Raw genomic sequence first — 11,315 nt, 5'->3', positions numbered from 1 at the left:
TCGCCATTCTGACTCCTGCTTTGTACAGGAATTAAATGCAGTACAAAGGCCATCCCGCTAAGGATGGCCTTTAAACATTACAAGATCTGCAATGCAATAATCTTATGGTGTCATGCTGTTCCACAGCGCCTGGAACGCACCGGACTCAACCTCGAAGAATACGGGAGCATTGCCGTAGCGGACCAGCCCCTGGCCGAACAGCGTCAGCTGCACCTCGGCTTTATCGTCAAGCTGCAGGTATATAATCTTGCGGTCTTCGCTGTCATAGATGCCCTGCTCGGTCAGCGGCTCCGCTGCCAGCGGCGTGGCGGTATCAAGGGCTGTCAGGAAGCCTTCCAGCGCTGTGCTGTCAGAGAGCGGCGCGAGCTCCTGCAGTCCGTTGTTCCAGCTGGCGAAGCTCTCCCAATCGGCAGAGGCAACCCGGCCCTGCAGATTCAGCTTGCCGAACAGGTCGGCACCGCTGTTAATGGTGATGCCGTTCGTATGCTCATACAGGTCTGCATACACCTGGCCGTCAATTTCGTTATACGACATCACCAGAAAGTCGGAGCCGTATCCGTTAACGGCATAGATATCCGTCTCTCCGATATTGGAGGCTAGCTCGGTGTAATCCTCCTGGCTGCTCCATTCATCGATGCCGCCGCTCGTGCGGCCCAGCTTCTCACCGCGCAGCGCTGCGGCATCTGCTGCGTCGATGCGGGTGGCCGCCTGGGTGTAAACATTGCCCTTATATACGACAAGGGCAACCATATCAGCTGAGGCGCCAGTGTCTTTATCCGGCAGCTCAATCTTGGGGATTACAACACCTGCGGCTGTACCTGCAGCCGAACCGCCAGTACCCGGACTTTGCGGAGTGACCTGGGCCACTTGCGCAGGCGCTGCGGGACCGTTCAGCTGCTGCCAGATACTAGGTCCGGCAAGGCCGATGCCGGCGGCGAGCAGAACGCTCGCTGCAATATAGACGGGCTTCCGGGGACGCCGTTTCTGCTCCATTTTATCTGCCAATCCGCGTTTCATTTCATCGCTTGCTTTCATACCATCCACCGCTTTCTTATAGTTTGTGCGAAACTGTTCCTCGTTCACTCTGATTCCGCTCCTTCCAGCTCCAGTTTTAACAGCTGCCGCCCGCGCCTCAGTCTCATCTTCACGGCGGACTCGCTGATCCGCAGAATTTCGCTGATTTTCTGGATAGGGTAATCCTCGTAATAATACAAATGGATAACGGTTCTATACTTCACAGGCATTGCCATCACAAGCTGCAGGACCGCCAGCTCTTCGGGATTCCCGGCTGCCGCCGGCTCCATCCCTTCAAGCTTGACTTCGCGCTTGCGCCAGCCTCTGCCCAGCAGATTCTTACAATGATTGGTGATCACCCGGATCAGCCATGCCTTCTGATGCTCCTCGTCCTGGAATGCGGGAGCCTTCTCCATCAGCTTGATGAAGGTATCCTGGGTGGCTTCTTCGGCATCCTCGCGGCTGCCCAGATGAACCAGCGCAATCCGGAACAGCATTTCTGCATATTGTTCATAACTTTTCATCACATGTTGGCCCGGCCGGGTCATGGATCGCTGCATGAGGCTTTGCCCTCCTTTACCTATAACACCCTTAAGGACGGCATTTGGTCACATTTTGTTTCCGGAAAATTTATTGATGATACTGAAGAAGGGGCCAAGCAGTCTGAAGACTGTCCTGGCCCCTTGTCAAAAGGCGGTTTTATTCTTTTAGCCAGCCCGCTATCTTCTCATTACTTTAATCGCTGCAGCCGCTTTACAGCACGCTGTCCCGGTAATGTCCTTCTCCGGCTAATTTGCGGCGCATCTGCTGCCGGTATTCTGTAGGCTGCATATCCATGACCTCGCGGAAAGCCCGGGTGAAGCTTTTGTAGCTTTCGTATCCTACCATGGCGGTGATATCGACGATCTTGTGATCCGTCTCGGCCAGCAGCCGCCGGGCTTTGTCGAGGCGCACATCCCGCAGATATTCGGCAAAGCCCTTGCCGATATTCTTCTTGAACTGGTTGGAGAAATACGCATAATTCAGCGACACATGATTGGACACCATGGCGAGATCCAGCGGCTTATGATAGTTCTCATGGATGAAGCGGATGGCTTCGTTCAAATCCTGCGAATTGCGGTAGCTGCACTTATACTCATAATAGAACTGGTTCAGCCGGAGGAGCTGCTGCTGCAGCGCCTGGATGTAATCGCGGATGCCCGGATAGTCAAAGAGATTGCGCAGACTGTCCAGATCCAGCGCTTCCTCGCCCATGTACGGAGAGACAACCCGCTCGTATTCCTCCATCATCTGGATTACAGCGCGGCACAGCTGCTGGGTATAGCGGATGTGATAACGCTGCAGCACATCCTTATGGAAGATGCCGGACAGGCCCTGGGTAATTCTGCCGCTGTTATTAGTCCCGATAAGCTGGAACAAAGCGTATAGCTGCTCATAGGGCAGCTCCCAATGCTGCTCCAGCGGTTCCAGATGAAGGGGCAGAAGGCAGTGCTTATCCGGAAACAGGTAGCTGTGGCGGTAAAGCTCCATAGCCTGAGTATAGCTATCCGGCAATGCCTTCAGCCCGTTCCGCACGCTGGTCATCACTGTAATGGCTTCAAGCCCGGCAGCTTTGAGTGCTGCCGGGAACGCCCCGGTATCCATGGCAGCATCCACGGCCAGGATCAGCTGCGGCCGGTGCTGCAGGCAGATACAGCCTTCTGTGCCGTACACACGGTAGGCCACAGATTCAATGCTGTGGCTGCTGCTGGCCCCGGGCTGGTTAATCCACAGCTCCTCCCGCAACAGGCAGAGCCGGTAGCTGTGCCACAGGCCGGAATTCTGCTGCTCGGTCTCCTGTATCCAGGTGTCATCCCCTGCGGCGCCCTGCATATACATGCGCAGCTCCTTCCGGCCTGTCTCCCGGGCGAGCAGGGAGATCTGCTCCAGACTCTGCGAGAGCGCCTCCCGGGTCTGAATCTCCTGCCACACATGCTCAACCGAGGACTCCAGATCCTCGCGTTTCACGGGCTTAAGCAGGTAACCTTTAGCTCCAAGCTCAATCGCCTTCTGGGCATAAGCGAAATCGCTGTAGCCGCTGATAATCAGATAATCGAGCTTGATCCGCGCAGCTTTGGTCTGTGCCATCAGCGCCAGGCCGTCCATATCCGGCATCCGGATATCGGTAATCACCAGCTGGATGCTGTGCTGATGCAGCAGCTCAAGCGCCTCAATTCCGCTTGCCGCACTGTAGACGTTGCCCGGCTGCAGAGGGAACTGGCGCAGCATCGCCTGCAGGCCGTCGCGGATATGCTTTTGATCGTCCACAACGAGAATATTGATCATGTTACCATCCTCCAAGATTCACATTTTCCCAAGGCAGCCGTATGGTTACACAGGTATATTCACCCTGAACGCTCTCAATCCGCAGCCCGCAGTCTTGGCCGTAATGCAGCTGCAGGCGCTTGTGTACATTCTCTAGCCCGAGCCCGTTCTTGCTGGTAGCAATCGGCGTATCCGATTCACCCCGCAGTACGGACTGCAGCCGGGCCAGCATCTCGGGGTCAATCCCGGCACCGTCATCGTGAATCCCGATCAGCAGCTGGCGGTCAGCCTCTTCGCGCACCTCAATCCTTATATGTACACTGCCGCCGGCCGGAGCTGCATGGTGCACGGCATTCTCGACGATCGGCTGCATGCACATCTTGGGAATGCTGTAGCGCTGTACTTCCACAGGCAGGTCAGCCGTCAATACAATGCTGCTGCCTTCCATGAAATTAATAAATTTAATATAGCTGTGTATGTTGGCGAGCTCATCGCCAAGGGCAACCGTATCGCTGCGCCACTGCATGTTATAGCGGAGCAGGGAGCCGAGCGATACCAGCGCACCTGCAATGGCAGGCTGGCGTTCAACCTCCGCGTGCATCCGGATCGACTCCAGGGCGTTGTAGAGAAAATGGGAGTTGATCTGCGAGTGAAGGGAGTGGAGCTGGGCGTTTTTGGCGATCAGCTGTTTATCCACCACCTGGGTCATCAGCGCCTGGATTTCATCCAGCATATGATTATAGCTGACAGCCACATAATCGATTTCGTCACCGGTTTCGTTATCCTTAAGCCCTGTATCAATCTTCGCATCCAGCTGCCCCCTGCGGACCTTGCGCATCGAAGCGAGCACCATTTCCAGCCGCCGGAAGATCCGCCGGGTCACGCGGGATACGAGCAGCAGCATCAGGAGGAGAACGGATAGAGTTATAAAGATCACCAGCAGGTACCAGCTCCGCGGGCCCTCCATCAGCAGCTGATGGGCAGCGATATCGACCACATAGGCATTCAGAGGGGCGATGTAACGGTAGATGGCATAGTAAGTCTGGTCCCCGGAAAGCACTTTAACAGGGGTGTTCTGCTGCAGGACATCCAGCTGTTCGTGGACCGCGGCAAGAATACCCTCCAGCTTCTCTCCCGCATTCTGCGAAAAAGCATGTTCCGGATTATACACCGTCTGCCCGGGGTTCGTTCCGTCCATAACAACGGTGAAGAAATCCCGTCCGGTATCCTCAAGCAGATCGCTGAAAAAAACACGGTGCAGCGTACGGATTTCCATAAGGGTAGGGAACTGCTGCTGCTTGCCTTGAAGCCGTACCAGACGGTAGTAGGCTAACGTATCCTCTCCATCCCGGAAAGCGAATAAGCGGAAGGCAGCGCCGCCCTCATCCCGCAGGGTGATCCAGTAATCCTGCGGCCAGAACCTGTCATAGTGGTAGATTTCCGGCCAGATTTCATACAGATCCGGATTATCGACATAGAAGCTCAGCTCGCTGATCATCTCGTGGCTCTGAATGATATTATGCATCTGCTCATATTGGTTCTGCCTGAATTTCACCAGCTGGAGGCCGTCCCCGCGCATATTGGAGTGGATGAAATCAACAAACGCCTTCTGGGTCAGGGCGGTTGCGGAAGCGTTCTCAAGAACATCCATTCTGCTGCGCAGCCTTTCATCGAGCCGGGCGACATGATTGCTGCCCTCGGTCATAGCTTCCTTGTAGAGCTGGCTCTCCTGGGCACGGATATATAAAAAGGAGATCACAATAGCCGGGATGGCAATCATCAGGCTGAAGGCCAGAAACAGCTTGGTTGAAATACGGGAATTCCGGTAAAGTCTTCTTATAGCAGTCAGGTTCACCTTCATCTGATTACCTCCATCCCAGTAATATACCATGTATTACAAACCGGCTGGTAGGGAATAAGGCATTGCTGCTTCTGAAGCAGGGAATACCGGCAGCCAGATCCGGCTGCCGGTACAGAACTTTACTCTGCCATCTTGGCCTTGCGTGCATCAAGCTCGGTCTGGCGGTATTCCATCACCTGCTGGAAGCCGTAGCTGTCGCGGCGGGAGAGGAAGCTCTCGAAGATTTTGTCAAAGGCAGCCTCATCCTTCGCGGTAATCAGCTCAGGCATCACTTCTTCCCAGTTCTGCGAGATACGCGACCACGAAACGGCGACATCGGAATCCCCAAGCGGGTCCAGACCTTTGTAGATGCCGCTGTCTATGTCAGCCTGGGCGTTCGCGAAGTCCTCCATCTGCTTGATGACAGGTGCCTTCTCCGGTCTCCACTGGTTCACAATAACCGGGTTGCGCATCATCCAGTACGTATCAAGAATGCCGTATTCCTTCTCCAGTTGTTCAATATTTGCGCCCAGCATGTCAACGAACTCAGTCTTCAGCTGCGGCTTGCCGCCCTCCGTATCCCAGGTTTCGCCTTCCTTGCCGAGGAACAGGTCACGCTGGCCTTCTTCGCTCGCCAGATAGGTCAGGAAGCGGATCGCCCGTTCCGGATGCTCAGTGGATTTGCTGATCATCGTCACCATCCAGCCGTCCATGTTGCCGGGGAAGAGCTTGGCGCTGTCGCCCTTGCTGTTCTGCGGCCCGTCGACAGCGATGTAGTAAGAGTCCGGGTTCGCGCCTGAGGCCAGCATCGGATTGACTGCGGACATGCCGGTCCATTCACGGATCATCATGAAGTAGCGGGCATTATTCGTTTTCTCTTCAACCTGGGTATCGGAATCGACCAGGAAATCCACGTTGATCAGCCCGCGTTCGTAGGCGGTGCGGAATGTTTTGAGCCAGGTGAGATAATCAGGGTCAGTCACGCGGTCATATACTTTGCCGTCCTTCTCATGCGGAACAGCCAGCAGATTCTGCAGATATTCCGACATCCCGTAAGGGACATTCCCCTGGGCGAAGAAGGGGCTGATCGGCTGGCCTTTATATTCGGGATACTTATCCTTCAGCAGCTGCAGTGCACTGAGGAAGCCTTCCGGGGTACTTAAGTCCGGGCTGCCCATTTCTTCGTACAGATCCTTGCGGACCAGGAAGGTCTGGTTGGCGGCAGTCATGCCGGTCTCATGCATCAGGTTAGGGCTGTAGGAATCATTCGGTACGCCATAGGTGTTGCCGTTCTCCTGGCGGTACCACTTCAGGGTGCCGTCGCCGGCCACTTTGAAGAAATAAGGGTCATACTGGTCAGCGAGCTCATTCAGGGCATAGACATGGTCGCCTTCCCACAGCTTTTTGACAGCAGTCTCCCAGGAACCCATAGAGATCAGATCCGGCAGCTTGCCGGAGGTCATCATCAGTGTAATTTGCTCATTCGCTTCACCGGACGGCACCTCGAGCTTGATATTGACGCCTGTCTTCTCTGTTACATATTTGGAGGCCAGGCTCTCCCCCCAGGAGTGCGCATACCAGTTGGCTCCGACGAACCAGGTCAGATCAACGGGGCTCGTATCGAGCGGCCAGGCAGCTTCCTCGGGATTCAGTGCTGTCTCAGCCTGCGGTGCTGTTGTAGCTTCAGTCTGCGGTGCTGCCGTAGGTGCACTTTCATTACTTGCTGAATTATTGCTGCATGCAGCCATTGTTAAAGTAAGAGTCAGCGCTAGAATGACTGCTGATATCGGTTTCATGGATTTGCTTTTCACGGGATAATCATCCTTTCATCATAATAGAATTGTACGATTTGTATACGCTTGCGCCTAGCCCTTAATCGCCCCAATCATCACACCCTTGACCAGATAACGCTGGATGAAAGGATAGAAGATCAGAATCGGCAGCGTAGCAACCATCATCGAGGCGAATTTGATCGAGTTGCCCGGGAGCCTTGCACCGAATTGGGCCATCGCCTGCTGCTGCATGAAGGACATGGAGTTCTCGGCAATGATTTTGTACAGCATCGTCTGCAGCGGCAGCAGCTCCTGGGAATGGATATAGATTACACCCTGATAATAGTCATTCCAGTGATACACTGCTGAGAACAGCGAGATGGTCGCAATGACGGCCATGCTGTTGGGCAATACGATTCTGAACAGAACCCCGTAGTCCGAGGCGCCGTCGACCTTCGCAGATTCCTCCAGACTGTCCGGTATCGTGCGGAAGAAGCTCATGAAGATTACCATGTTGAAGAAAGAATACATCGACGGGATGATGAACACCCAGAAGCTGTCATACAGGCCGAGCTTGGTCATGAGAATGAATGAAGGGATCAGCCCGCCTGAGAACAGCATGGTGATCAGGGAGATTTTGAGATATATTTTGCGGCCCATCAGATTGGACTTGCTCATCCCGTAAGCCACTATTGCAGTGAACAGCACATGCACCACCGTTCCAATAATCGTACGCAGCGTAGTGATGTAGAACCCGTTCATTAAAGTCTTGTCATTAAAAGCAACACTGTAGCTGGCCAGCGACAGCTCTTTGGGGAACCAGTTGACGGTCCCGAGCGACGCCTGCTCCGGCGAATTCAGCGAGTTGACGAGGACGAACCACATCGGGTACAGGGTTAAAAAGCAAACCGCCAGCATCAGCAGGGTGTTGCCGATTTCAAAAGCTCCAATGCGCCGGAATCTTCCGCTTCTTGCCATGAATCAGCGCTCTCCTTTCCTGGTGAATTATGCATAGCCTTTTAGAAAATACTGTCGCCGGTCAGCTTCTTCGAGGTCTGATTGGCCAGAAGCAGCAGGATCAGCGCCACAATCGAGCGGGCGAACAGCACGGCGGTGGAGAAGGAGTGACGCCCGGAGACCAGACCCATGTTATAGATGTAGAGGTCGAGACTCTCCGCCATCTTCATATTCATATTGTTCTTCAGCATGAAGATCTGCTCGAAATTACTGCCGAGAATCCCGCTGACCGCGAGGATGAACAGAATGGCGATGGTGGGGCGGATGCTCTGCACGGTAATATGCCACATCCGCTGCCAGCGGTTTGCACCGTCCAGCTCGGCGGCTTCGTACAGCCCCGGATCAATGCCGGCAATGGCTGCTATGTAGATGATGGCGCTCCAGCCGGTTTCTTTGAGGATATCGGTGAAAAAGGTGATCCACCAAAAATACTTCGGATCGCTGTTAAACAGGATCTCGCGTTCCTGAAGCCCCAGCATCATCATCAGTTGGTTGACCACTCCGCCTTCACCCAGCCAGTTGAGGGCGATCCCGCCAAAGATCGTCCAGGCGATAAAATGGGGCAGATAGGAGATCGTCTGCACTGTGCGCTTGAACCGCAGACTGCGGATTTCATTCAGCAGCAGGGCGAACAGGATAGGGATAGGAAATCCTAATACAAGCTTAATCGTGCTCATCCCGAGCGTATTGCGGATTGAGCGCCAGAACCTGTCATCGGTGACGAAGTCCTGGAAATGCTTCAGCCCGACAAACGGGGATTCCAGCATCGGCTTCGCAATACTGAAGTCCATGAAGGCAATAATCAGCCAGAACATCGGGATATAGCAAAAGATAAACATCCAGATAATACCGGGTATGACCATGCTCTGCAGCTGCCATTGTCTTAATAACGCTTTCATTTGTTCCGCTTTGTATTGGAACATGTCTGTGCCCCCTTCCTCTTTCATCGTAGGAGAAAGGGCAGGTGAAAAAAAGGCCATGATTATTGACCCTATCCCAATATTTTGGATTCTGCTCATCTGCCCCGGAAATTAGGTATGCTGTGATTACCTGAGAGGAGTGTGTAGTGATGGATAAGCTGGTATGGGAACAGGATTTTACGGACGGGAAGACGGATCTGCAATCCTGGAATATCCGCCTCGGCAATGATTTGCTGGATAATGAAGGCAATGCGATATTTCCGGGCTGGGGTAACGGGGAGCAGCAGTTCTATACGGATCATCCCGATAATTTGTCTTTTGGGGAAGACGGTCTGCAGCTGTGCGCGCACAGGGAAACTGTGGAGCAGGAAGGACGGAGCTTCGCGTATACCTCGGCCCGGCTGGATACGAGAGACCATTTCTCTTATTGCTATGGCAGGTTAGTTGTACGCGCCAAGCTTCCGGTAGGGCAGGGGATCTGGCCCGCGGTCTGGCTGCTGCCGCAGGAACAGGCTTACGGCCTGTGGCCGGCTTCCGGGGAGATCGACATCCTGGAGGCTAAAGGCCGCCTGCCGCGGCAGATCGCCGGAACGCTGCATTATGGACCGGATCATGAACATAAGGTGGTTGAAGAGTTCACTTACGAGCTGGAGAGCGGAACGGTTAATGAATTCCGGGAGTACACGCTGGACTGGCAGCCGGGCATCATGCGCTGGCTGGTGGACGGGTACTGTTTTGCGGAGCGTGAGCTGGTGCAGGGGATAATGCCTTTTGACAAACCGTTCTATCTGCTGCTTAATCTTGCCGTAGGCGGCTGGTATGACAATGTAGAAGTAGATCACTCTGCGCTGCCGGCGGTGATGACGGTATCCGGTATCCGGCTGTATCAGAGTGAGGAACATATGTAGGTGCCCGCACATACAAACAGGAGGAATGCTGCTCTGAGAGCCATTCCTCCTGCACATGATAACGTATGATATAGTAAGCGCTCTCAGATTCCGGCGAAAAGTTCGTCCAGGTGATCCCAGTGAGCTGCAACCCAGTTATTCTCCTCACGGAAGCGGATGAGCGGGGTGTATTCGTCTTTTTCAGCTACGGCAATCCATTCGGCTTCCCGCCACCACGTCAGCTTGATTGAACGGATCAGCTTCTCCGCAGAGAGCGGGCTGTACCGCCGGTAGCCTGACACAAAGGCACGGACCTGCCCGAGTCTAATTAAGCCCCCGGATAATGCGCAAGATAAAATCGCCCGCGACACATCAAGTTCAGGATAGACGAAATGCAGCCGGTCGAAGTCAAGGATGGCCGCCACCGTATCCTCATCGAACAATATATTATCCACGAATAAATCCCAGTGCCCCCAGCCCCGTTCACAGCCGGCGAAGATCGCGGTATCCGTCTCATCAATAATTCTCCGCTGAATTTCCAGCGCTGCGATCGTATCAGCACATTGCCTCGCGGCAGCCTGGCGGTAGCGTTTCTCCCAGTGCTTCAGCATGGCTTCCTTGGTCCGGATATCCCAGTGGAGCGGCAGGGGGGGAACATCCGTGTTAAGCAGCATATGCATCTGCCCGACCACCGTCCCCAGCTCATACATCTGCTGCTCGCTTGCTGAACCGGGTGCAATGCTGCGCCCGTTGCAGAGGTCTGTCAGCACATAGCGTTCCTGTGAAGCGGACCTCAGGACATACTTGCCCTGATGCGAAAATAACCTCGGCACCGGAATGCCCTGCTGGTAGAGCTTATGCTGATGAGCCAGCGAAATCTCCAGTCCGTCCACGAGCTGTTCCGGGTATCGGACCTTGCTGTACTGCTTGACAAACAGGCTGCCCTGATCGCTCTCAAGCTTCCATTTCAGGTTGAGGAAACCGAGATCAATGGGGGTGGCTGCTGTAATATGCATTCCGAAATGGTCAGTTATGGAGTCTATAAGCTCATCTCTGATTCTTTCCGCTGTATCTGCCATACTCCTTCTCCTCATCTGAACGGATAAAAGATGATTTTACTGCCGGTTAACACTATTGTAATGTCTTAAATAGTCTGATATGACTCTATTTTCGCCGGATTCCGGGATTTATTCAAGGAGAAAATATACGATAAAGAACTGAGGAATTAACTAATGTGGAGGGCCTGCCGTTTCGCATCAGCTTCATAATATAGTTCGGATATTCTGAGCCGAAGAGCTTGTCCCGGTATGTAGCGGACTGAGATGGATAAGGCATGTTTTGAGGAAATAAGTGCACTAAGGTCCGTAAGGATTAAAGGGGGGGCATTGATGAACCCGGACGAACAAGCAAGGGGGGACAAGCTGTAAGTAAGTGTTCTAATTATATCTATATAGCTTGAACTGGAAAGCTATATGTTGATTTAGGATTGCTAAACAGCCGAAATTCATTCTAATATACTCACCGCCTACCCGCGCGACAGCTTATTGTACACGATTGTTGG

The 11,315-nt window shown here is 53.7% G+C and carries 9 protein-coding genes; 1 reads left to right on the top strand and 8 read right to left on the bottom strand.

Going from position 1 to position 11,315, the window contains the following annotated elements; translation table 11 throughout:
• Positions 1-102 precede the first annotated feature (102 nt).
• The 7 genes from LOS79_RS12040 to LOS79_RS12010 all read right to left on the bottom strand — a co-directional run bounded on the left by LOS79_RS12040 (position 103) and on the right by LOS79_RS12010 (position 8,870).
• Positions 103-1,083: a hypothetical protein gene (locus LOS79_RS12040; RefSeq protein ID WP_315419840.1), complete on the bottom strand. Its 981-nt coding sequence runs from the start codon at positions 1,081-1,083 to the stop codon at positions 103-105.
• On the bottom strand, positions 1,080-1,574 hold the full coding sequence (locus tag LOS79_RS12035) for an RNA polymerase sigma factor (RefSeq protein ID WP_315419839.1): 495 nt from the start codon (positions 1,572-1,574) through the stop codon (positions 1,080-1,082). The genes LOS79_RS12040 and LOS79_RS12035 overlap by 4 nt, the downstream gene beginning before the upstream one ends.
• A gap of 193 nt (positions 1,575-1,767) precedes the next feature.
• Entirely contained in the window at positions 1,768-3,339 is a 1,572-nt protein-coding gene (locus tag LOS79_RS12030) for a response regulator (protein WP_315419836.1), read from the bottom strand.
• A gap of 1 nt (position 3,340) precedes the next feature.
• Positions 3,341-5,179, bottom strand: coding sequence for a sensor histidine kinase (locus LOS79_RS12025; protein WP_315419834.1), 1,839 nt, complete (start codon positions 5,177-5,179; stop codon positions 3,341-3,343).
• A gap of 119 nt (positions 5,180-5,298) precedes the next feature.
• Positions 5,299-6,954 carry an extracellular solute-binding protein gene (locus LOS79_RS12020; protein ID WP_315419833.1) on the bottom strand — a complete coding sequence of 552 codons (1,656 nt, stop codon included), beginning with the start codon at positions 6,952-6,954 and terminating at the stop codon, positions 5,299-5,301.
• A gap of 69 nt (positions 6,955-7,023) precedes the next feature.
• Entirely contained in the window at positions 7,024-7,908 is an 885-nt protein-coding gene (locus LOS79_RS12015) for a carbohydrate ABC transporter permease (protein ID WP_315419831.1), read from the bottom strand.
• Positions 7,909-7,949: 41 nt separating this feature from the next.
• On the bottom strand, positions 7,950-8,870 hold the full coding sequence (locus LOS79_RS12010; protein ID WP_315419829.1) for an ABC transporter permease: 921 nt from the start codon (positions 8,868-8,870) through the stop codon (positions 7,950-7,952).
• A 146-nt stretch (positions 8,871-9,016) separates the two neighbouring features.
• Here LOS79_RS12010 and LOS79_RS12005 point away from each other — a divergent pair, with 146 nt between their 5' ends.
• Entirely contained in the window at positions 9,017-9,775 is a 759-nt protein-coding gene (locus LOS79_RS12005; protein WP_315419826.1) for a glycoside hydrolase family 16 protein, read from the top strand.
• A gap of 83 nt (positions 9,776-9,858) precedes the next feature.
• On the opposite strand, the gene LOS79_RS12000 is transcribed toward LOS79_RS12005, so the two are convergent.
• Positions 9,859-10,833 carry a phosphotransferase gene (locus LOS79_RS12000; protein WP_315419824.1) on the bottom strand — a complete coding sequence of 325 codons (975 nt, stop codon included), beginning with the start codon at positions 10,831-10,833 and terminating at the stop codon, positions 9,859-9,861.
• Between the last annotated feature and the right edge of the window lie 482 nt (positions 10,834-11,315).

The sequence above is a fragment of the Paenibacillus sp. MMS20-IR301 genome, assembly GCF_032302195.1.
In the GTDB taxonomy this organism is placed as follows: Bacteria; Bacillota; Bacilli; order Paenibacillales; family Paenibacillaceae; genus Paenibacillus_AQ.
The sequence above is the reverse complement of the archived record's forward strand: the minus strand, read 5'-3'. Positions and strand labels throughout refer to the sequence as shown.

What these genes read in the sequence shown, in the direction of transcription:
- LOS79_RS12035 (WP_315419839.1), bottom strand. Translation starts at nt 1,574, where the DNA reads ATGCAGCGATCCATGACCCGGCCGGGCCAACATGTGATGAAAAGTTAT.
- LOS79_RS12030 (WP_315419836.1), bottom strand. Translation starts at nt 3,339, where the DNA reads ATGATCAATATTCTCGTTGTGGACGATCAAAAGCATATCCGCGACGGC.
- LOS79_RS12025 (WP_315419834.1), bottom strand. Translation starts at nt 5,179, where the DNA reads ATGAAGGTGAACCTGACTGCTATAAGAAGACTTTACCGGAATTCCCGT.
- LOS79_RS12020 (WP_315419833.1), bottom strand. Translation starts at nt 6,954, where the DNA reads ATGAAACCGATATCAGCAGTCATTCTAGCGCTGACTCTTACTTTAACA.
- LOS79_RS12015 (WP_315419831.1), bottom strand. Translation starts at nt 7,908, where the DNA reads ATGGCAAGAAGCGGAAGATTCCGGCGCATTGGAGCTTTTGAAATCGGC.
- LOS79_RS12010 (WP_315419829.1), bottom strand. Translation starts at nt 8,870, where the DNA reads ATGTTCCAATACAAAGCGGAACAAATGAAAGCGTTATTAAGACAATGG.
- LOS79_RS12005 (WP_315419826.1), top strand. Translation starts at nt 9,017, where the DNA reads ATGGATAAGCTGGTATGGGAACAGGATTTTACGGACGGGAAGACGGAT.
- LOS79_RS12000 (WP_315419824.1), bottom strand. Translation starts at nt 10,833, where the DNA reads ATGGCAGATACAGCGGAAAGAATCAGAGATGAGCTTATAGACTCCATA.